General features: G+C 45.9%; 18 protein-coding genes. 13 read left to right on the forward strand and 5 right to left on the reverse strand.

Annotated features, from left to right (window positions below):
- The first annotated feature begins 19 nt into the window (after positions 1 to 19).
- From lpxB to AB4167_RS16205, 8 genes are all read left to right on the forward strand, one after another.
- Positions 20 to 1216, forward strand: coding sequence for a lipid-A-disaccharide synthase (lpxB, locus tag AB4167_RS16170; protein WP_017069380.1), 1197 nt, complete (start codon positions 20 to 22; stop codon positions 1214 to 1216).
- Between the two features lie 33 nt (positions 1217 to 1249).
- Positions 1250 to 1870 (forward strand): ribonuclease HII, encoded by a 621-nt coding sequence (gene rnhB, locus AB4167_RS16175; RefSeq protein ID WP_017069379.1) that lies wholly within the window; start codon positions 1250 to 1252, stop codon positions 1868 to 1870.
- A gap of 113 nt (positions 1871 to 1983) precedes the next feature.
- Complete coding sequence (gene dnaE, locus AB4167_RS16180; protein WP_017063372.1) at positions 1984 to 5463, forward strand: DNA polymerase III subunit alpha; 3480 nt, start codon at positions 1984 to 1986, stop codon at positions 5461 to 5463.
- A gap of 45 nt (positions 5464 to 5508) precedes the next feature.
- Positions 5509 to 6468 (forward strand): acetyl-CoA carboxylase carboxyl transferase subunit alpha, encoded by a 960-nt coding sequence (gene accA, locus AB4167_RS16185; protein WP_017060731.1) that lies wholly within the window; start codon positions 5509 to 5511, stop codon positions 6466 to 6468.
- 124 nt (positions 6469 to 6592) lie between these two features.
- Positions 6593 to 7927: a tRNA lysidine(34) synthetase TilS gene (gene tilS / locus AB4167_RS16190; protein ID WP_372136752.1), complete on the forward strand. Its 1335-nt coding sequence runs from the start codon at positions 6593 to 6595 to the stop codon at positions 7925 to 7927.
- Positions 7928 to 7973: 46 nt separating this feature from the next.
- Positions 7974 to 8297 (forward strand): cytochrome c, encoded by a 324-nt coding sequence (locus AB4167_RS16195; RefSeq protein ID WP_170791809.1) that lies wholly within the window; start codon positions 7974 to 7976, stop codon positions 8295 to 8297.
- Between the two features lie 130 nt (positions 8298 to 8427).
- Complete coding sequence (glnB, locus tag AB4167_RS16200; RefSeq protein ID WP_017063373.1) at positions 8428 to 8766, forward strand: nitrogen regulatory protein P-II; 339 nt, start codon at positions 8428 to 8430, stop codon at positions 8764 to 8766.
- 61 nt (positions 8767 to 8827) lie between these two features.
- Entirely contained in the window at positions 8828 to 9670 is an 843-nt protein-coding gene (locus AB4167_RS16205; RefSeq protein WP_017060728.1) for an endonuclease/exonuclease/phosphatase family protein, read from the forward strand.
- Positions 9671 to 9776: 106 nt separating this feature from the next.
- Here AB4167_RS16205 and AB4167_RS16210 read toward each other — a convergent pair whose 3' ends face one another.
- From AB4167_RS16210 to gloB, 3 genes are all read right to left on the reverse strand, one after another.
- On the reverse strand, positions 9777 to 10463 hold the full coding sequence (locus tag AB4167_RS16210) for a YIP1 family protein (protein ID WP_017060727.1): 687 nt from the start codon (positions 10461 to 10463) through the stop codon (positions 9777 to 9779).
- Positions 10460 to 12031: a LysM peptidoglycan-binding domain-containing protein gene (locus AB4167_RS16215; RefSeq protein ID WP_372051870.1), complete on the reverse strand. Its 1572-nt coding sequence runs from the start codon at positions 12029 to 12031 to the stop codon at positions 10460 to 10462. The genes AB4167_RS16210 and AB4167_RS16215 overlap by 4 nt, the downstream gene beginning before the upstream one ends.
- A 70-nt stretch (positions 12032 to 12101) precedes the next feature.
- Positions 12102 to 12860, reverse strand: coding sequence for a hydroxyacylglutathione hydrolase (gene gloB / locus AB4167_RS16220; protein WP_017060725.1), 759 nt, complete (start codon positions 12858 to 12860; stop codon positions 12102 to 12104).
- Between the two features lie 53 nt (positions 12861 to 12913).
- Here gloB and AB4167_RS16225 point away from each other — a divergent pair, with 53 nt between their 5' ends.
- Positions 12914 to 13696, forward strand: a complete 783-nt coding sequence (locus AB4167_RS16225; protein WP_017060724.1) for a class I SAM-dependent methyltransferase — start codon at positions 12914 to 12916, stop codon at positions 13694 to 13696.
- 98 nt (positions 13697 to 13794) lie between these two features.
- On the opposite strand, the gene rnhA is transcribed toward AB4167_RS16225, so the two are convergent.
- Positions 13795 to 14259: a ribonuclease HI gene (gene rnhA, locus AB4167_RS16230; RefSeq protein ID WP_372136753.1), complete on the reverse strand. Its 465-nt coding sequence runs from the start codon at positions 14257 to 14259 to the stop codon at positions 13795 to 13797.
- Between the two features lie 56 nt (positions 14260 to 14315).
- On the opposite strand from rnhA, the gene dnaQ reads away from it, so the two are divergent.
- Together dnaQ and AB4167_RS16240 are read left to right on the forward strand one after the other, a co-directional pair.
- Positions 14316 to 15083 (forward strand): DNA polymerase III subunit epsilon, encoded by a 768-nt coding sequence (dnaQ, locus tag AB4167_RS16235; RefSeq protein WP_017060722.1) that lies wholly within the window; start codon positions 14316 to 14318, stop codon positions 15081 to 15083.
- A 9-nt stretch (positions 15084 to 15092) separates the two neighbouring features.
- Entirely contained in the window at positions 15093 to 16340 is a 1248-nt protein-coding gene (locus AB4167_RS16240) for a TIGR03503 family protein (RefSeq protein WP_065583988.1), read from the forward strand.
- Positions 16341 to 16468: 128 nt separating this feature from the next.
- Here AB4167_RS16240 and fadE read toward each other — a convergent pair whose 3' ends face one another.
- Entirely contained in the window at positions 16469 to 18934 is a 2466-nt protein-coding gene (gene fadE, locus AB4167_RS16245; RefSeq protein WP_372136754.1) for an acyl-CoA dehydrogenase FadE, read from the reverse strand.
- Positions 18935 to 19265: 331 nt separating this feature from the next.
- On the opposite strand from fadE, the gene lpcA reads away from it, so the two are divergent.
- The gene (gene lpcA, locus AB4167_RS16250; RefSeq protein ID WP_017063379.1) at positions 19266 to 19841 is read left to right on the forward strand and encodes a D-sedoheptulose 7-phosphate isomerase; all 576 of its coding nucleotides are present in this window, start codon (positions 19266 to 19268) and stop codon (positions 19839 to 19841) included.
- Between the two features lie 67 nt (positions 19842 to 19908).
- Entirely contained in the window at positions 19909 to 20754 is an 846-nt protein-coding gene (locus AB4167_RS16255; protein WP_372136755.1) for a class II glutamine amidotransferase, read from the forward strand.
- The last annotated feature ends 53 nt before the right edge of the window (positions 20755 to 20807 follow it).

Genomic DNA, 20807 nt, shown 5'->3' on the forward strand with positions numbered 1-20807 from the left:
AGAAGGGAATTGGAAAACTATGGCACAGCAAGAAACAGCAACCAACAGCACGGACTTTGTTTCGAATGAACCACTGCGCGTAGGCATCGTTGTCGGAGAACTCTCTGGTGACACGCTTGGCGAAGGTTTTATCAAAGCAATCAAATCGCAGTACCCGAACGCTGAATTCGTGGGTATTGGCGGACCAAAAATGAAGGCGCTTGGTTGTGAGTCTCTTTTCGAGATGGAAGAGCTGGCTGTCATGGGCTTAGTTGAAGTACTTGGCCGTTTACCTCGCTTATTAAAAGTGAAAGCAGAGCTGGTAAAGTATTTCACTCAAAACCCGCCAGATGTGTTTGTGGGTATCGATGCGCCTGACTTCAACCTAAGACTTGAACTCGATCTTAAGAACGCCGGCATTAAAACGGTTCATTACGTGAGCCCTTCCGTGTGGGCTTGGCGTCCTAAACGTATCTTTAAAATCGACAAAGCAACCGACTTGGTTTTGGCCTTCCTGCCATTTGAGAAAGCGTTTTATGATAAATACAACGTTGCCTGTGAATTTGTTGGTCACACGTTAGCTGATGCTATTCCTTTAGAACCAAGCAAACAAGATGCACGTGAGCTGTTAGGCTTAGATCAAGACAAGCAATGGTTAGCTGTATTGCCGGGTAGTCGTGGTGGTGAGATGGGTTTGATTGCTCAACCATTTATCGAAACTTGCCAACGTATCAAGCAGAAGTATCCGGATATCAATTTTGTTGTTGCGCTCGTTAACGAACAGCGTAAAAAGCAGTTTACTGAAATCTGGCAATCGACCGCACCTGAGCTTGAATTCACGTTAGTCGAAGATACGGCAACCAACGTGATTACCGCCGCTGATTCTGTGCTCTTGGCTTCAGGTACCGTGGCTCTTGAATGTATGTTGCTTAAACGCCCTATGGTGGTTGGTTACAAAGTAAATAAGCTGACGGGTTACATTGTTAAGAAATTGGCGATCACTGAGTTTGTGTCACTGCCGAATATTTTGGCTGGTGAAGAGATCGTGAAAGAGCATATTCTTGAAGAGTGCCACCCAGACTTTTTGTTCCCGTCTGTCGATAAAATGCTATCAGCCGATAACAGTGCCTTGATCGAACGCTTTACCGAGATGCATCACTGGATCCGTAAAGACGCAGACAAACAAGCCGCTAACGCAGTATTGAAATTGATTGACCGACCTTTTGTTGAAGCATAAAGCGCTTACTTACAGAATATTAAGAGATTAGTTATGGCAGTAAAAGAGAAAAAAGAGCTTCCTCCATTTGAATACCCGCAAGGCTACCAGCTGTTTGCTGGCGTGGATGAAGTAGGACGTGGCCCTTTGGTTGGCGACGTGGTGACTGCTGCGGTTATCCTCGATCCAAACAACCCAATCGAAGGCTTAAACGATTCAAAAAAACTGTCTGAGAAAAAGCGCCTTGCTCTGCTTCCTGAAATTAAAGAGAAAGCATTGGCGTGGTCGGTTGGTCGTTGTTCACCACAAGAAATTGATGAGTTGAACATCCTGCAGGCAACCATGGTCGCCATGCAGCGCGCTATCGCTGGGTTGAGCGTTCAGCCTGACATGGCACTGATCGATGGTAACCGTGTTCCTCAACTTCCAATGGACGGTCTGGCTATTGTAAAGGGCGATTTACGAGTAGCAGAGATCAGTGCGGCGTCTATTATCGCTAAAGTGGTTCGCGACCAAGAGATGGAAGAACTCGACAAACTGCATCCAGAGTTTGGTTTTGCTAAGCATAAAGGTTACCCGACCAAAGCGCATTTCGAAGCGATTGAAAAACATGGTGTAACCGAGCATTACCGAAAGAGCTTTAAGCCAGTAAAACGTATTCTTGGCATAGACTAGAGCTTTACGTTAACTAGAGCTTAGCATCGAATAAAGTTGCTAACTTGTATTAGAAAAAAATAGAATACACACAGTTGTAATCCTAGGCTCAAACCTAGAACTCAGGAAAAATAATGTCAGATCCAAAATTTGTTCACCTACGCGTACACAGTGACTTTTCGATGGTGGATGGCCTATCCAAGGTGCCACCATTAGTTAAAAAAGTCGCTGAAATGGGTATGCCTGCTCTAGCATTGACCGACTTTACCAACCTGTGTGGTTTGGTGAAGTTTTACGGTACTGCCCATGGGTGTGGGGTTAAACCTATTATTGGTGCTGACTTCTTGATGCAGTCTCCGGAATTCGGCGACGAGTTGACCAAGCTCACCGTTATCGCAACGGACAATAAAGGTTATAACAACCTAACGTTACTCATCTCAAAAGCCTACCTTCGTGGTCATGTTCAGCATCAGCCTGTTATTGATAAAGAGTGGCTAATTGAGAATGCAGAAGGCCTGATCATTCTATCGGGCGCGAAGGAAGGTGAGATCGGTAAAGCGTTACTGAAAGGTAACCGTGAACTGGTTGCAAGCAATGTCAAGTTTTACAAAACATACTTCCCTGATCGTTTTTACCTTGAGCTGATTCGTACCGGACGTCCGGATGAAGAGTCTTACCTGCACTTTGCGTTGGAACTGGCTGAGCAGGAAGACTTGCCTGTTGTTGCAACCAACGAAGTAGTATTCCTAACTGAAGACCTGTTTGATGCCCATGAAATCCGCGTGGCAATTCATGATGGTTTCACTATGGTCGATCCTCGTCGTCCTAAAAATTACAGCGCGCAACAGTATCTTCGTAGCGAAGAAGAGATGTGCGAGTTGTTCTCCGATATCCCTGAAGCACTTGAGAACAGTGTTGAGATTGCTAAGCGTTGTAATGTAACGGTTCGTCTGGGCGAGTACTTCCTGCCTAACTTCCCAACGGAAGGTTTGGCGATTGAAGACTTCTTGATCAAGAAATCTGAAGAAGGCCTTGAGCGACGTCTAGCGTTCCTATTCCCAGATGAAAAAGTGCGTGCTGAGCGCAGACCGGAATACGATGAGCGACTCAAGATTGAGCTCGAAGTTGTTAACAACATGGGTTTCCCAGGTTACTTCTTGATCGTAATGGAGTTCATCCAGTGGTCAAAAGACAACGATGTGCCAGTAGGTCCTGGCCGTGGTTCCGGTGCCGGCTCTCTAGTAGCTTACGCCTTGGATATCACCGATCTCGATCCACTTGAATACGATCTACTTTTCGAACGTTTCTTGAACCCAGAACGTGTATCCATGCCCGATTTCGATATCGACTTCTGTATGGATAAGCGTGACCAAGTTATTGATCACGTGGCTGAGATGTACGGTCGTGATGCTGTTTCTCAGATCATCACCTTTGGTACCATGGCGGCAAAAGCGGTAATCCGCGATGTAGGCCGTGTATTGGGCCACCCGTTTGGTTTCGTCGATCGAATTTCAAAGCTTGTACCGCCAGACCCGGGTATGACGCTAGAGAAAGCATTCCTTGCTGAACCTGCATTGCCAGAGCTTTACGATGGCGATGAAGAAGTTCGTGAGCTGATTGATAAGTGTCGCATCCTTGAAGGTTGTACGCGAAATGCCGGTAAGCACGCAGGTGGTGTTGTTATCTCACCCACCACGATCACCGATTTTGCGCCAATCTATGCCGACGCAGAAGGTAACTTCCCAGTAACGCAGTTCGATAAGAATGACGTTGAAACGGCTGGCTTGGTTAAGTTCGACTTCTTGGGGCTGCGTACCCTGACCATCATCGACTGGGCGTTAGGCCTAGTGAATCCACGTTTGAAGAAAGAGGGGAAAGAACCGGTTCGTATCGAGTCGATTCCTCTTGATGACCAAGCGTCATTTAACCTATTACAAAATTCTGAAACCACCGCGGTATTCCAGCTGGAATCGCGTGGTATGAAAGACCTGATCAAACGTCTACAACCGGACTGTTTTGAAGATATTATCGCATTGGTAGCCTTGTTCCGTCCGGGTCCTCTGCAATCAGGCATGGTAGATAACTTTATCGACCGTAAGCACGGCCGAGAAGCGGTTTCATACCCAGATGAAACGTGGCAGCACGAATCGCTTAAAGAGACACTAGAACCTACGTACGGCATCATCCTGTACCAAGAACAGGTAATGCAAATCGCACAGATCCTCGCTGGTTATACGCTTGGCGGAGCGGATATGTTGCGTCGTGCGATGGGTAAGAAAAAGCCAGAAGAGATGGCAAAGCAGCGTGGTACCTTTAAAGAGGGCGCTGAAGCCAATGGTGTTGATGGCGAACTGGCCATGAAGATCTTTGACTTGGTAGAGAAATTTGCGGGCTACGGCTTTAACAAATCTCACTCGGCCGCATACGCACTGGTTTCTTATCAAACGCTATGGCTGAAAACGCACTACCCAGCGGAATTTATGGCTGCGGTAATGACAGCGGATATGGATAACACCGAGAAGGTTATCGGCCTTGTTGATGAATGTTTCCGTATGAAGCTCAAGCTTCTACCACCAGATATCAACTCAGGTTTATACCGTTTCAATGTGGATGAAGATGGCGCGATTGTTTATGGCATCGGTGCGATCAAAGGGGTCGGTGAAGGCCCTATTGAAGCGATCATTGAAGCACGAAATAAAGGCGGTTACTTTAAAGACTTATTCGACTTCTGTGCACGCCTTGATCTGAAGAAGGTCAACAAACGTGTTATCGAAAAGTTGATTCTATCCGGAGCCTTAGATAGATTAGGTCCTCACCGAGCGGCAATGATGGCATCTTTGAAAGATGCGGTGAAGGCGGCGAGTCAACATCACCATGCCGAGTCTTTTGGTCAATCGGATATGTTTGGCGTGTTGACCGACGCTCCGGAAGAGGTTGAACACAAGTATACCCAAGTGCCTAAATGGCCTGAGAAGGTTTGGCTTGAAGGTGAACGTGAAACGCTTGGTTTGTATTTAACGGGTCACCCGGTTAACGCTTACATCAAAGAGTTAGCGAAATACACTAGCTGTCGTTTGAAAGATGCCACGCCAACGCGTCGTGACCAATCACTAACAATTGCAGGCTTGGTGATTGCTGCGAGAGTGATGACGACGAAGCGCGGCACGCGAATTGGTTTGATGACACTTGATGACCGTTCGGGCCGAATGGAAGTGATGTTGTTCTCGGATGCGCTCGATCGCTACGCAGAATTGCTCGAAAAAGACAAAATTGTGGTCGTTTCCGGACAGGTCAGCTTTGATGATTTCAATGGCGGGCTTAAAATGTCCGCGCGCGAGGTCATGGACTTAGGAAGCGCCCGTGAGAAATATGCTCGTGGGGTGTCGATATCTATCGACCAATCCCAAATTAACGGTCAATTTTTTGAACGCTTTAGTCAAATCTTAGAACCTTATAGAGCCGGAACGGTCCCAGTCAATGTATACTACCAGCGTGCCGACGCTAGAGCGCGGTTAACATTGGGCACAGAATGGCGCGTGACGCCAAGTGATACATTACTAGACGAATTAAAACAGCTGCTTGGAAATAGCCAAGTAGAACTCGAATTTAACTAAAATTTAGCTTCGCGAATGCGGAGCTGAATCAACAAGGATTCATAGATGAGCCTGAACTTTCTAGAATTTGAAAAGCCTATCGCTGAACTTGAAGCAAAAATCGAAGCGCTACGTGACGTTTCGCGTCACGGTGGTGACACAGCGGTAGATCTAGACAAAGAAATCGAACAACTAGAGAAAAAAAGCTTAGAGCTTAAACAGAAAATCTTTAGTGACTTAGGTGCATGGCAGGTAGCTCAACTTGCTCGTCACCCTCAACGTCCTTACACCAAAGATTACCTGGAGCATGCATTCACAGAGTTTGAAGAGATGGCGGGCGATCGCGCTTACGCTGACGACAAAGCTATTGTGGGTGGTATGGCTCGTCTAAATGGCCGTCCTGTTATGGTTATTGGTCACCAGAAAGGTCGTGAGACTAAAGAGAAAGTGATCCGTAACTTTGGTATGCCAAAGCCAGAAGGTTACCGTAAGGCGCTACGTCTAATGGAAACTGCTGAGCGTTTCAACATGCCTATTATTACTTTCATCGACACAGCGGGCGCATACCCAGGTGTTGGTGCTGAAGAGCGTGGTCAATCTGAAGCTATCGCTAAAAACCTAAAAGTGATGGCTGGCCTTTCAGTTCCTGTTATCTGTAACGTTGTGGGTGAAGGCGGTTCTGGTGGCGCACTAGCGATTGGTGTTGGTGACTACGTGAACATGCTTCAGTACTCTACGTACTCAGTAATCTCTCCAGAAGGTTGTGCTTCAATCTTATGGCGCGATTCAGATAAAGCACCACAAGCAGCTGAAGCGATGGGCCTGATTGCTCCTCGTCTTAAAGAGCTTGAGCTTATCGACGAAATCATTCCTGAGCCTCTAGGTGGCGCGCACCGCGACCCTGCACAAACCGCTCAAAACATGAAAGACATGTTAGTTAAACAGCTAGAAGAGCTAGAGCAGTTTGATAACGAAACGCTGCTTGAGCGTCGTTACCAGCGTCTAATGAGCTACGGCTACTGCTGATAACTTGCCTTAGCGATAAGGCTAGCTATACGAACAAATGATGAAAGGGTTGGACTCAGTGCCAACCCTTTTTTATTATTAAAACATTATCCCTTAACATACGATCTCTTGGTTTATTAGCCTCATGGCACACTTAATTGATACCTTCACATCTGTACTTGATCAAAGCGCGCTTAAGCCTTGTCGGTTGATCGTCGCTTTCAGTGGTGGTGTCGATTCACGAGTGTTGTTGGAGTTGGCTGCCCAATTCGCTAAGTCCCATCACATCGATTGCTGTGCGGTACATGTTCACCACGGCTTAAGCAACAATGCTGATTATTGGGCAGAGCAGTGCAAAACATGGTGTGATGCTTTGTCGGTATCCTTGTTCATTGAACGAGTCTCGCTAGATATTAGCCGTGGAGAAAGCGTTGAAAAGCTGGCTCGAGACGCGCGATACCAAGCCCTTAAAAAGCATATTAGACAAGGTGATGTGTTAGTGACAGGCCAGCACATCGATGACCAAGTCGAGACCTTCTTGTTAGCTCTTAAGCGTGGCAGTGGTCCGAAAGGGCTCTCTTCAATGGCGAAAGTGATGCCATTTTCAGGTGCTCATATCGTTCGCCCACTGCTGTCGGTGACGAGAACGGATATTGAAGTGGCGGCGCGCGATATGGCTTTAACTTGGGTAGAAGATGAGAGTAATCAAGACGTTCGCTTTGACCGTAATTTTATTCGTCATCAAGTCACTCCGACACTGACCGAGCGTTGGCCTAGTTTTCGAGAATCGGTCAGTCGTAGTGCTCAGCTATGTGCAGAGCAAGAGTTACTGTTGGATGAGTTGTTAGAATCTCACTTACAACAAGCTTTGACTGAGAAGCACAGCTTAAGTATTGAGGTATTATCTCAGTACTCTGATTTACTGCGTGCACGCTTATTAAGAATGTGGCTGAGCCGGTGTAATCAACCGATGCCGAGCCAAAAGCAGCTCAAACTTATATGGGATGAGGTGGCATGTGCTCAGGCAGACGCCAACCCTAAGCTGGTGTTGAATGAGGTTGAGGTTAGACGTTTTAATCATCAGCTCCATGTCGTAAAAGAGACCAAAGACTTGTCGAACTGGCAAAGTGATATCTCGATGGAAGAGAGCTTAGTTTTGCCTGACGGTTTAGGGGAACTACACTTAACTTCAGCGGCGAGTGATGGTGTATCTAACCACTGTGATGCGCAACATTTTAGTCTCAACACAACGAGAGGAACACTGCGAGTGATATTTAACCCTGAGGGATTGTCAGCACACCCTGTTGGGCGCGGTCATAGCAGGAAGCTTAAGAAGTTGTTTCAAGAGTACCAAGTACCCAGTTGGTTAAGACGCAGAACGCCGATATTAATGGATGGCGATCGAGTGATCGCTGTTTTAGGCTTATTCGTAGATAAAAACTACGAAGGTCAAGATTGTGAAGCGCTTTGGAGCAAGTAGAAAAAGTTTATGTCACAATTCACCGTCACTTTAATAAAAATAATTAATGGAATATGCAATGAAGAAAATTACACTAGGATTAGTTCTTGGATTTGGACTATTGAGTGGTAACGCTCTGGCGGCTGATGTTGCTGCGGGTCAAGCTAAAGCAGCAATCTGTGCGGCATGTCATGGTGCAGACGGTATCGCAGTGATCCCTGGCTATCCAAACCTTAAAGGTCAAAACGAGCAATACATCGCTTCATCAATTAAGGCCTATAAGAATGGCCAGCGCACCGGCGGTTTGGCCGCTGTAATGCAGGCTCAAGCTTCAATGCTGAGTGATGAAGACATCGCGAATCTAGCCGCTTACTACGCAAGCCTTAAGTAAAACCTTCTCAAAGCGCTGATTAAACAAGATGATAAATTTCGAGCCAGAGCTTTAAAGCTCTGGCTTTTTTCATTGAATGTTTACTATAGCTAACCGATAATGAGCCATTCGCACAGTTTAAGGGATGAACATGAAAAAGATTGAAGCCATTATCAAGCCATTCAAACTTGATGATGTACGTGAAGCACTTGCAGAAGTGGGTATTACGGGTATGACAGTATCTGAAGTTAAAGGCTTTGGACGTCAAAAAGGTCATACTGAGCTATACCGCGGCGCAGAGTACATGGTCGACTTTTTACCTAAAGTGAAACTAGAAATCGTTGTGACCGACGAAGTGGCTGACCAATGTGTTGATACCATCATTGAGACGGCTCAAACAGGTAAAATTGGTGACGGTAAGATCTTCATTACTGAAGTTGAACGTGTGGTACGTATTCGTACTGGCGAAGAAGACGAAGACGCCGTATAAAAAAACTATTACCCTAAAAGGAGCGTTTATCGCTCCTTTTTCATCTCTGGTAGGGTGCTGTATGTTTAAGAAAACCATCATTGTTATCACGTTATTGATAACGCTTGCTGTCGTTAGTTTTCATTTTATCTTCGTGATCCCGAATAAACCCAACCTGATCATTTCCTCTCAAAGTACCAGTAACGACATCTACAGTTGCTACCAAAACTCTGCACCGAAAGCGATTGATGTGTCTGATGGCTTAGACATTACGGTGTGGAATATCTACAAGCAAAACCGAAATAATTGGCAGAGTGAGTTAAATAAGCTGTCGGCAGGTAGCGATTTAGTCTTGCTGCAAGAAGCTAGTATGACAGAAGGACTTCGCCAATGGGTAATGAGCGGACAGTGGGGAAGCACACGTGTTAATGCGTTTGAGGCCTTTGAGCAAAGTGCTGGGGTACTCAACCTAGCAACCCATTTACCGATTGAAGCGTGTGCTTATACTCATGAAGAACCTTGGCTTCAACTGCCTAAATCGGCGCTTTGGTCGCGTTACCAACTAAACAATGGCGAAGAGCTGGCTGTGATTAATATCCACGCTGTGAACTTTACCTTTGGTACGGAAGATTACGAGGCTCAGCTCAAGAGCTTAACTGACAATCTGCAAAAGTATCGTGGGCCGGTTATTTTTGCTGGGGACTTTAATAGCTGGAGTGAAGCTCGCTTTGCTGTATTGAAAGATGCGTTGGAGAAGGTTGGTTTGACGGAAGTTGCCTTTGAGCCAGATAACAGAACTCAGTTCATTACAGGACTGGTGCTCGACCATGTGTTCTATCGAGGGCTAGAGGTAGAAAAAGCAAAAGCGCCCATTACGGACGCTTCTGATCATAACCCTATGCGAGTGACCTTTAAGGCTAAATAGTGATTAGCTATTAGTCATTGGAACTTAACCATTCGCACGGTGGTTACCTTGGGAAATCTAACGGAACAATAGGCTAGAGAGTCTTCGCTAGCCTTATCTCTTCTACTTAAAAGATTAAAATGTAGAGCGCCCAGATTAGGTAGTAGCCAACCCATGGTAAGCCTGAAATCACAAGCGCTTGCCCGCGTTCAAACTCAGTCCACGTTAATACCGCAGCATAACCTAGCACGATGTACCATGGCAGAAGCAGTGGTAATGAGCTAGCAAACTGTGACCAATCATTAGTTAGCGGTAACTTGATCAAGCCATTTAAGCTGTTCAAGTCGGCAGCGTAGTTCATCACATGTCCATGCTTGAGTATCAGGCTTGCGTAGCTTGCTACATCACCTAAAACAGCTGGGAATATAACAACCGATGCCGCTGCAAACCATCGCCAAAAGCTGTGCTGATGTTGGCTTGGCTTGGTTGCTAGGTTAAACCAGAATGCCAATAGAACGATGGTTAATGTTCGGCCAAATACGTCGCTGATGATTTCACTTGCGAGTAAGGTATTGCTGTCAAGTAACGCCAATTGGTCAGGGTTCGTTTGAGCCAGTTGCTGCGAGAGCTCTGCACTTAACCATGCAAAATCTACATTCGAAAAATAAGCACCCCAAAACAAAAATGGGCTGAGCATTAATACGACGTAGGGTTGCCATCCCCAAGCACTTCGTTGATAAAGCGCTAAGAAACAAGCTGTTGGCGAACGGAATATATCCAACAGCATGACGAGTGGGTTACTTGACGGGTTCATACACTTACCTTAGTTACATCAACATACAGCTTCAGTTTTTGTCCTGGCTGTAGGTATTTTTTGTTCTGCAAAGTGTTCCATTTTACAACATCTGTACTTTTTACTTTGAACTTTGATGCAATACCGCTGACTGTGTCACCTGATCTTACGTTATAAAAGATCGTACGGATGATGGCGCCGTCTGAGCCGTTCTTCCAAATGACCAGTTCTTGACCAACTCTAAGCGTGTCGCGTGGTCCCATGCCATTCCACTTAGCCAGTGATTGATGAGAGACCTTATTTGCGCGTGCAATCGTCCATAGGCTGTCACCACTTCTTACAGTATGGCTGAGCTTATATTGACCACGACTCTTCGACTGTGTGCTTGCTAGGCGGTTTGAGGCGCTTAGGGCGTATGTCTTGTCGTCTTTGGTGGATGTTGGGATAAGTAAGTGCTGGCCAATACGAATATTGTTGTTGCTCAAACCGTTTGCAGAGCGGATCACTTTGCTGGTGGTGTTATATTTGCTTGCCAGTACGCTAATGCTGTCACCAGATTGAACCTTGTAACGCACCAACTTCATGCCTTTGCCTTTATTGGCAGCGACTTCTTTGTTGAATTTCTCAACTGAATCTAAAGGAAGTAATAGTTGTTGGTGTTTCTCTGGTGCCGTTGCCCATTGGTTGTAAGCCGGGTTGTAACCTTGAAGTTCTTTGACAGGAATGCCTGCGTAGTTCGCAGCAATGGCTAAATCAAGCTGTTCTTCAGGGTTAACCAGAGTCAGCACTGGCTTATTCGGGATCGCCGGAATATCGATGCCATACTTTTCTTGGTTGGCAATGACATCTGCTAGAGCAAGCAGTTTAGGTACATAGCTGCTGGTCTCTTTTGGTAAGTCCAAAGAGAAAAAGTCGATTGGCTTGCCAAGCTTCTTGTTCTTGCGGATTGCGCTGTTTACTCGACCACCACCACTGTTATAGGCAGCAATCGCATGATTCCAGTCGCCATCGAAACGTCGGTTAAGATCTGAGAGGAAGTCCAATGCGGCGTCGGTAGAGGCGGCAACATCGCGGCGGCCGTCATACCAAAAGTTCTGTTCAAGCCCGTAGTCTTTGCCAGTGCCTGAAATGAATTGCCATAGACCAGCAGCACTGCCATGAGAGTAGGCAAACGCATCGAAAGAGCTTTCTACAACGGGTAGTAGTGCCAATTCTAGTGGTAAGCCTTTTTCTTCAATCTTAGTCGTGATCAGATACAAGAAAGGTTCAGCACGCTTTGATACTGTTTTTAGATGACTCGGGTGCTTGAGATACCAAGTTCGGTAGTAGTCGACCTTCTTTTGGTCTGGCACTTCCATTTCAAGTTGCATCGCAATGCGTTTCCAAACATCTTCTTGTGTTTGTGGAGTAACGACAGGTGCTTCAACTTTTGGTTCTTCTTTGGTCGCTTCTGATGAAACGTTCGCTTGAGAAACTTCTTTAGTAGGAGATGTGTTGGTTTGCTCGGAAGCTTGGTCTGGATTCTCTGACTGAGTTAATTGGCAACCAGAAAGTAGTAATACCAAAGCCCAGCTGTACTTAACTCGCATGTTACAGCCTTTTTAATTAACGGCCGATGATAATACTTGCCACCCCCTATGAGTGACAAGTCTGTATTTGTTAAAATTCGTTCTTCCACGCACGTAAAGCGGTGAATACCGATAAAGGATCGGTCTGCTCGGTGCGATTAGACACTGATTTCACTACACTTGGCTCGGTATAGCGCAGGAAGGGGTTCACAAACTTCTCTTGTCTCAAATTTGTGGGGATGGTCGACTTATTTTGAGCGCGAAGTCGGTTCACTTGGTCGCGATATTGCTGCAAATGTTGGTTATCAGGCTCTACGGCTAATGCGAAAGCGATATTGGCTGCAGTGTACTCATGTGCACAATAAACTTCGGTTTCTTGAGGCAGAGCCGTGATCTTATTCAGTGCATCGAACATCTGTTGTGGTGTGCCTTCCATGATTCGGCCACAGCCCGCAGAGAACAACACATCACCACAAAACAGTTTGGCATCGCCCACATAACCAATATGACCCGCAGTATGGCCACTGAGCCCTAGGACGAGGAATACTTCGCCAAACAGTTCTAATTGATCACCATCATCGACCGGATGAGTTAAGGTAGGGATAGGTTCATTCCTTGGACCGACAACATCCACGCCGGGAAATTGTCTAACGAGTTCTGGAACACCACCAATGTGATCGTGGTGGTGGTGTGTAATCAAGATTGCATCTAAAGTTAGCTCATGGTGTGCCAAGTACTCTAATACTGGAGCTGCATCGCCGGGGTCGACGACAGCACAACGGCGATCGCTATTTTGAATCAGCCAGATGTAATTGTCGTTAAATGCAGGTATGCTTTTGATATGTAACATTATTGGTTCTCCAGTCACTATTAGTGCGACAGAATAAGTGAGACAGATTATTGATGAAGCCAGCACGTAGCAGAAAGAAGTTTGAACGTCCTTACACTTGGGCGCAATTGCACAATGGAGACTGGTTGAGAGAATCTATTCAAACTCGACTCGATGAGTGGTGCCCAAAGCTATTTGGTTACCATATGCTCAAGCTCGGTGGCCTCAGTAGTGAGATTTCTAGCTGCACATGCAACATTCAACATCAAGTAAACCTAGATATCCAGAACCCATTACATAATGTGATAGCGGATGGCTATAATTTACCCTTTTTGGAGAAAAGCTTTGATGTTGTAGTGTTGAGTCATCAGTTAGATTATAGCAATGACCCGCATCGATTATTGAGAGAAGTCGATCGAGTGATGATGGACGATGGCTATATCATTATCACCGGCTTCAACCCAATCAGTGTCACTGGGCTTGCCAGTTTGATGCCTTGGCGAAAGAACAGCTTACCCTGGAGTGGGCGTATGTACACGCCAAGTCGAATTAAAGACTGGTTAGGTGTACTTAACTATGAAGTAATTCATTGTGACACCTACGCGCTGTTTCCGATGAGTAAGTATCAAGCGATGTGGACGTGGTTGGAGAACAGCTTAGGTGGTTGTGCATCCTTCGCCGGAAGCCAATACTTTATTGTTGCTCGTAAGCGTACTTACCCGCTAAAACCCATCAAACCACATTGGCACCTTAAGCGACGTTTCTCTCCGGTTGGAGCAAGCTTTAGAACCAATACGCGCCGTACAATGGATTCAGCCAAAGCGTCATATCCGCTAAAAACAGAAAAAGCCGATTAGTTGTCGGCTTTTCATCTATCAATTCGATTGAGAAATTGTCAATTAGTTTAAGAAATTATAAATCGCTTTCTGAAATGTGCGTCTAATTAAAAAGACGATTAGCTTGGTTGATAGCCCGTATCTTCTAGAGTCGGATTCTCCGCTGCATTTCGCGCTAAATCATCACACATTTCGTTTTCTCTGTGTCCCGCGTGTCCTTTAACCCAGCGCCAATCAACACTATGACGAGCGGTTTCTTTATCGAGCCTTTGCCACAGGTCTGCGTTTTTAACCGGTTTCTTGTCGGCGGTTTTCCAGTCACGCTTTTTCCAGTTGTGGATCCACTGTGTGATGCCTTGGCGAACGTATTGGCTATCCGTGGTCAGAATCACAGAGCAAGGTTCCTTGAGTGCTTGGAGAGCGATGACAGCTGCGAGCATTTCCATACGGTTGTTGGTCGTTAGTGTAAAGCCTTCGGCTAGTGTCTTTTCTACTTTTTTATAGCGAAGTACGATGCCATAGCCACCAGGACCTGGGTTGCCTAAACAAGAACCATCAGTGAAAATTTCAACTTGTTTCGTCATGATTTGATACTATTACCTCAAGCACATTATCGGCATAGTCTGACACAGTTATCCTTATGAATACCAGTAGCACTCCAGAACAAAGCACGAACGAAAAAAACAGTTCGAACGAAAATAAGCGCATTGTTGTACTCGATACCGAAACCACCGGTATGAATACAGAAGGTGGCCCTCACTATATGGGTCACCGCATCGTTGAAATTGGTGCAGTAGAGATTATCAACCGTAGGCTGACCGGGCGTCATTTCCACGTCTACATCAAGCCCGATCGTGCGATTCAAGAAGAGGCGATTGGCGTTCACGGTATTACCGATGAATTCTTGATTGATAAGCCTGAATACCAAGACATTCATAAAGAGTTTCTCGACTTTATCAAAGGTGCGGAGCTGGTGGCTCATAACGCGCCCTTCGATACGGGCTTCATGGACTATGAGTTTGAGAAGCTCAACCCAGCGATAGGTAAAACGGATGACTACTGTAAAGTTACCGATACCTTGGCAATGGCGAAGAAGATATTCCCAGGTAAAAGAAACAACCTAGATATCTTATGTGACCGTTACGGTATCGATAACTCGCACCGTACTCTCCACGGCGCATTGCTCGATGCGGAGATCCTAGCCGACGTCTACTTATTGATGACGGGTGGTCAAACTTCGCTGCAATTTAACGCTGGTCAACAGGAAGGCGAAGCCGAAAGCATACGAAGAGTAGAAAGTGGTCGAAAATCCCTAAAGGTTTTACGAGCTACGGCCGATGAAGTAGAAGCGCATCAAAGTCGTTTAGATCTCGTCGAGAAAAGCGGAAGCTGCCTCTGGCGTCAGTAGGGAGAAAGTATGTTAAGGGTATTGGCTACCGGTTGCTTATTGCTGTTAAGTTTTGGCTTACATGCAGCAACAGAATCCGTTATGAGTTTATTGGACAACCGTTTTAGAGTTGATCCCAGTATTGAACAAGTCACCTTTGTGATTTATCGAGCCGATAACTCTAAACCTGTCGTTTTGGTTCGCCCTGATGGCAAGAAATACTACTCTTGGCGCAATGCTGATAATGTCCGTTGGTACGAAGAATCGTCCATGGACATTATCTCTATCGACAATCCGATGCCCGGCCCTTGGCAAGCGATAGGTAAAGTTTCCCCTAAGAACAATATCAAGCTGCTGTCTCATCTTGTTTTGGATGCTAATGAGTTCCCAGATAAGTTGTATCAAACAGAGCGCATCAAATTTACCGCTCGACTGACTTCTGATGGCAAGCCGCTGGTGCTGCGCGATTTTCTCGATCGCGTGAAGCTTAAGGTTACCTTTACTAAGTTTGTTGAAAACGAAGAGTCTTTGGTGAGAGAAGCGCGCCCGGTGCCGGTTGTGATGGGCGAGTTTGCCGATGATGGCGCTGATCTTGATGAAAAGGCCGGAGATGGTGTGTTCACTGTCTCTTTGCCAATTGATATCGAGCCCGGTAAATACCGAGCGCGTATTACCTCTGGTAATGGCGTGTTCCTGCGAGCGCAAGAGCAAGAAGTCTTGGTTTACCCAACACCGATCACTAGCACCTTCATTCAATCACGAAAAGAGGGTTTACCTCATACTATTGTGGTGTCTGGTGAACAGGGGATGATCGCACCGAGCTCGTTAGCGGTTCATGTTGAGCACAAGGCTTCTGATGAATATGTGATGTACAAGCAGGGGCAAGCTGAAGTCGACGCAATGAAAGTCGCTTTAGAGGTGCCTTATAATGGCGATTTAGGAATTTATAATTGGTCAGGGATGGTTTATGCCACTGATGCTTCAAGTCAGCGCCCGCTGATTTTTCCAATTACCGAGCAGTCGTACAGCGTTGTTGAAGATATCGACTTAGCAGAGTCACGACGTCTTCAAGAAGAAGCTCTTGCTGAACAGAAGCGTATCGCAACAGAGTTGATGATCCTTCAAAAACGTGAAGATGACAGACAGCGCAGTATGATCATTATTGCGGTGGGTAATGTGGTCGCTATTCTATTGGGCTTATTGATTTGGTTTGTGGTTCGTAAGGTCAAGGCGAAGAAAAAAGCGTTACCTGAGATGCAGCTCAAGGCGCCCAAGTAACTCGCTTAGATGATTAGATTGTCTAGAGAGAATAAGCCGCTAGATAAAGCATTGGAATTTGTGGCAACGAAATCATGAACAAAAAAACGGGACTCATAGGAGTCCCGTTTTTGTTTCTTTTTCTGGCCTTAAGCGACGTTATCAATCGATTGGTCTGGGTACTGAGACTTTGCTGCAAGCTCCTCTGGTGAGAAGTCATCCACGTTAATCGTGTACAGTCTATGTTCCTCAGCGCTAATCAGAAGATTTGCTTCGTCTTGCGTTAAGATACCTTTCTCAAGTCCCAACTGAGCAACAAGATCAAGTCGTAAGAAGGCACGTTTTTGATGTGTCTCTTTGCAGACTTTGTCGAACAGAGGTTCAGCTTGAAGAATCACTTCTAGCGCTTTTTCAATCTTACCTACTGGGTTGTATTCCGTCGCTTCTAAGTATTGGCCGCGACCGATACGAGAGCGTGTTTCGCTTGGTGTTTGTAGAATGTGCGCAACTTTGCTATCGAGCTTGTCGTTTGGAGCACGACGGATACGACCGAATGGCATTAGCACAACACGAAGCAGACGACCAATCACAGGGTTAGGGAAGTTCGCTAAGAACTCATCAATCGCCACTTCAGTCTGACGTAAGCTATCTTGCATCCCCCAATGTACTAACGGTAGATCTTCAGCGTGGCTGCCTTCGCTTTCAAAGCGTTTCAGCGTTGCTGAGCCGAGGTAAAGTTGACTTAAGATATCACCCAGTCTTGCTGATAAACGTTCTCTACGCTTCAGTGATCCGCCTAGAACTGCCATTGAAATATCAGACAGTAGCGCTAGGTTTGCACTGTAGCGGTTTAGCTGTTGGTAGTAACGCTGTGTCTGTTTATCTGTTTTATTTGAAGGTGTTGGCGCATCAGAACCACGACCATCGGTTAAACCAAACCACAAGCTGCGGACTAGGTTGCTCATCGTAAAGCTAACGTGCCCTGCTAACGCTGAATCAAACTTATCAAGCGCATCGCTGCTTTCAGAATAAGCCGCTTCCATTTCGTTCAGTACGTAAGGGTGACAGCGAATCGCACCTTGACCATAGATGATCATTGAACGAGTCAGGATGTTTGCGCCTTCAACCGTAATCGCGATAGGCGAGCCTTGGTAGCCACGAGCTAGGAAGTTCGATGGGCCTAAACAAATGCCTTTACCACCGACGATATCCATCGCATCAATGATGCTGCGCTGGCCACGGTGAGTACAGTGGTACTTAACGATTGCAGAGATAACCGAAGGCTTTTCACCAAGGTCGATGCCCGCAACGGTTAGGTTACTTGCAGCGTCCATTACATAAGCGTTACCTGCAAGGCGTGCAAGTGGCTCTTCAACCCCTTCCATGCGGCCAATAGGCTGTTTGAACTGACGGCGGATACGAGCGTAAGCGCCAGTTGCAAGCGCGGCAGACTTGATGCCACCAGTTGAATTTGAAGGCAGTGTGATACCACGACCAACCGACAGGCACTCAACCAGCATACGCCAGCCTTGACCGGCCATTTTCTGACCGCCAATGATGAAATCGATAGGCACGAAGATATCGTCGCCTTGCGTCGGGCCATTTTGGAAAGGTACGTTTAGTGGGAAGTGGCGGTTGCCAATTTCTACGCCTTTTAAATCCGTTGGGATAAGCGCACAAGTGATACCAAGATCTTTTTGATCACCAAGCAGGCCATCCGGGTCACGAAGTTTAAAAGCTAAGCCTAATACCGTCGCGACAGGCGCTAGAGTGATGTAACGCTTGTTCCAAGTTAGGCGCATGCCGAGTACTTCTTCGCCTTGCCAGTCGCCTTTACAAACCACACCGTAATCTGGAATAGAGCCAGCATCAGAGCCTGCCTCTGGGCTAGTTAGTGCGAAACAAGGGATCTCTTTACCTTCCGCTAGGCGAGGCAGGTAGTGGTTTCTTTGTTCTTCTGTACCGTAGTGTTGTAAAAGCTCACCAGGGCCTAATGAGTTAGGTACGCCAACCGTCGATGACAATACACTAGAAACGCCTGTTAGCTTCTGTAGAACCAAAGATTGAGCGTAAGCTGAGAACTCTAAGCCGCCGTATTTTTTCTTGATGATCATGGCGAAGAATTTATGGTCTTTCAGGTATTGCCATACTTCTGGTGGCAAATCAGCAAGCTCATGAGTGACTTGGTAATCATTGACCATTTCACACACGATATTTACTGGACCATCTAAAAACGCTTGCTCAGCTTCAGAGAGTTTCGGGTCAGCAATGTTCTGAAGTTTCTTCCATTCAGGTTTGCCTTTGAACAGCTCTGCTTCCCACCATACTGTGCCGGCTTCTAGTGCTTCTTTTTCTGTCTGAGACATCGCCGGTAGAACTTTCTTAAATAAAGAGAGTGCTTTTTGACTGATTAAAGTTTGGCGAATAGTTGGAACTGCAAACATCGCAACGGCTAACAAGTAGCATAGCCAGCCGGTAACAGCCACGCCGCCAAGCAGTGTTAATGCTACCATTGCGCCGGTTAATACAACTAATGCACGTACCAGACTAACTCTATGGTAAAGACAGACGCCTAAGATGGCGGTCATGCCGAGTAGGGAGAGCAATATGTTCATGATCGATTTCCTTTTCAGAGATCACTTATTGTTATTAAGTTTTAGGTAAGAGGTCTAACCAGTCAAGTGTAAACAAAATATTAAATATTTGTAAAACTCCAAGGTGAGTAAAAAGTGATCTCAATAGAGTTAAAATTCTAATTGTGAGAGGTTGGTGGCGAATATTTGGACGGATTTACAACGACAAGTTAATTAAGGTGGCAATCTTTGGGCTTAAGTGTCGACACTATTTCATGTTTGTGGGTAAACTCAGCTACAAAGAGGGAAAAACCCTCAGCTCTCATTTCACGTACCTTAAGTTGCGTAAAAAAAAATATAAGAGATAAGCCTTATGTACCAAGACCTAATCAAAAGTGAATTAAACGAAGCTGCTGACGTTCTGAATAAGTTCCTGAGTGATGACCATAACATCGCTCAAATTGAAGCGGCGGCAAAACTGATTGCTGACTCATTCAAGCAAGAGGGCAAAGTGCTTTCTTGTGGCAACGGTGGTTCACACTGTGATGCAATGCACTTCGCGGAAGAGCTTACAGGCCGATACCGTGAAAACCGTCCAGGTTACGCTGGCATTGCGATTTCAGATCCAAGCCACCTGTCTTGCGTGAGTAATGATTTTGGCTACGACCACGTATTTTCTCGTTATGTAGAAGCGGTAGGTCGTAAAGGTGATGTGTTGTTCGGTCTGTCGACTTCAGGTAACTCTGCCAATATTCTAAAAGCGATTGAAGCTGCTCAAGCTAAAGGCATGAAGACGATTGCATTGACGGGTAAAGATGGCGGCAAAATGGCGGGTTGTGCTGATATCGAAATCCGAGTACCACACTTTGGTTACGCAGATCGTATCCAAGAGATTCACATTAAGATCATTCATATTGTGATTCAGCTTGTTGAAAAAGAGATGGAATAATAGTTTTACAGACATTTGGAACCCATGTTTGTGGCTCCATTGGTTTTAATAGGGAGTAGATTAAACCATGTGTGAATTGCTCGGTATGAGCGCGAATGTGCCAACTGATATTTGTTTTAGCTTTACTGGTCTTATGCAGCGTGGAGGCAATACTGGCCCGCATCGTGATGGCTGGGGTATTACCTTCTATGAGGGAAAGGGTTTTCGTACATTTAAAGATCCTAACCCTAGCTGTGAATCAAAGATTGCTGAGTTGGTTCAAAACTACCCAATTAAAAGCCAAGCCGTTGTCAGTCATATCCGTCAAGCGAACCGTGGTGGTGTTAATCTAGAGAATACACACCCTTTTACTCGTGAGCTTTGGGGGCGATATTGGACCTTTGCTCACAATGGTCAATTATCAGATTACGATGATCTGGTGAGTGGGCGTTTTAGACCTGTCGGCGAGACAGACAGTGAACTCTCTTTCTGTTGGCTACTCAAACAACTTGAAGAGCGTTTCCCTGAGCCACCTCAAGATATGGAAGGTATGTTCCGCTTTGTGGCTGAGTGTTGTGACCAGCTGCGAGAGAAAGGCGTATTTAACATGTTACTCAGTGATGGTGAGTATGTCATGACCTACTGCACCAACCATTTGTACTGGATAACAAGGCGCGCACCTTTTGGTAAAGCGAGCCTGATTGATGAAGATGTTGAGATTAACTTCCAGGAAGAAACTACGCCAAATGATGTGGTGACGGTGGTAGCAACTCAACCTCTTACGGACAATGAAGAGTGGTTTAGAATGAAGCCGGGCGAATACGCGCTGTTTCATTTTGGTGAGCTGATTGGCAACAATCATAAAGCACTGGAAGATGTCGCTTATGCGCCGAAGAAGGTAGCAAGCCAAGCGCCAACTGAACCATTGAGCTGAGCTAAGTGTCCCGAATAGTATTATTTGAACCCTATAAAAAAGGTTCATCGCGG

It is taken from the genome of Vibrio sp. 10N.286.49.E11, from assembly GCF_041469505.1.
Lineage (GTDB): Bacteria > Pseudomonadota > Gammaproteobacteria > Enterobacterales > Vibrionaceae > Vibrio > Vibrio crassostreae_C.

Excerpts from the sequence above, each read along its gene's own strand:
- lpxB (WP_017069380.1), top strand. The coding sequence starts at position 20 with ATGGCACAGCAAGAAACAGCAACCAACAGCACGGACTTTGTTTCGAAT.
- rnhB (WP_017069379.1), top strand. The coding sequence starts at position 1,250 with ATGGCAGTAAAAGAGAAAAAAGAGCTTCCTCCATTTGAATACCCGCAA.
- dnaE (WP_017063372.1), top strand. The coding sequence starts at position 1,984 with ATGTCAGATCCAAAATTTGTTCACCTACGCGTACACAGTGACTTTTCG.
- accA (WP_017060731.1), top strand. The coding sequence starts at position 5,509 with ATGAGCCTGAACTTTCTAGAATTTGAAAAGCCTATCGCTGAACTTGAA.
- tilS (WP_372136752.1), top strand. The coding sequence starts at position 6,593 with ATGGCACACTTAATTGATACCTTCACATCTGTACTTGATCAAAGCGCG.
- AB4167_RS16195 (WP_170791809.1), top strand. The coding sequence starts at position 7,974 with ATGGAATATGCAATGAAGAAAATTACACTAGGATTAGTTCTTGGATTT.
- glnB (WP_017063373.1), top strand. The coding sequence starts at position 8,428 with ATGAAAAAGATTGAAGCCATTATCAAGCCATTCAAACTTGATGATGTA.
- AB4167_RS16205 (WP_017060728.1), top strand. The coding sequence starts at position 8,828 with ATGTTTAAGAAAACCATCATTGTTATCACGTTATTGATAACGCTTGCT.
- AB4167_RS16210 (WP_017060727.1), bottom strand. The coding sequence starts at position 10,463 with ATGAACCCGTCAAGTAACCCACTCGTCATGCTGTTGGATATATTCCGT.
- AB4167_RS16215 (WP_372051870.1), bottom strand. The coding sequence starts at position 12,031 with ATGCGAGTTAAGTACAGCTGGGCTTTGGTATTACTACTTTCTGGTTGC.
- gloB (WP_017060725.1), bottom strand. The coding sequence starts at position 12,860 with ATGTTACATATCAAAAGCATACCTGCATTTAACGACAATTACATCTGG.
- AB4167_RS16225 (WP_017060724.1), top strand. The coding sequence starts at position 12,914 with ATGAAGCCAGCACGTAGCAGAAAGAAGTTTGAACGTCCTTACACTTGG.
- rnhA (WP_372136753.1), bottom strand. The coding sequence starts at position 14,259 with ATGACGAAACAAGTTGAAATTTTCACTGATGGTTCTTGTTTAGGCAAC.
- dnaQ (WP_017060722.1), top strand. The coding sequence starts at position 14,316 with ATGAATACCAGTAGCACTCCAGAACAAAGCACGAACGAAAAAAACAGT.
- AB4167_RS16240 (WP_065583988.1), top strand. The coding sequence starts at position 15,093 with ATGTTAAGGGTATTGGCTACCGGTTGCTTATTGCTGTTAAGTTTTGGC.
- fadE (WP_372136754.1), bottom strand. The coding sequence starts at position 18,934 with ATGAACATATTGCTCTCCCTACTCGGCATGACCGCCATCTTAGGCGTC.
- lpcA (WP_017063379.1), top strand. The coding sequence starts at position 19,266 with ATGTACCAAGACCTAATCAAAAGTGAATTAAACGAAGCTGCTGACGTT.
- AB4167_RS16255 (WP_372136755.1), top strand. The coding sequence starts at position 19,909 with ATGTGTGAATTGCTCGGTATGAGCGCGAATGTGCCAACTGATATTTGT.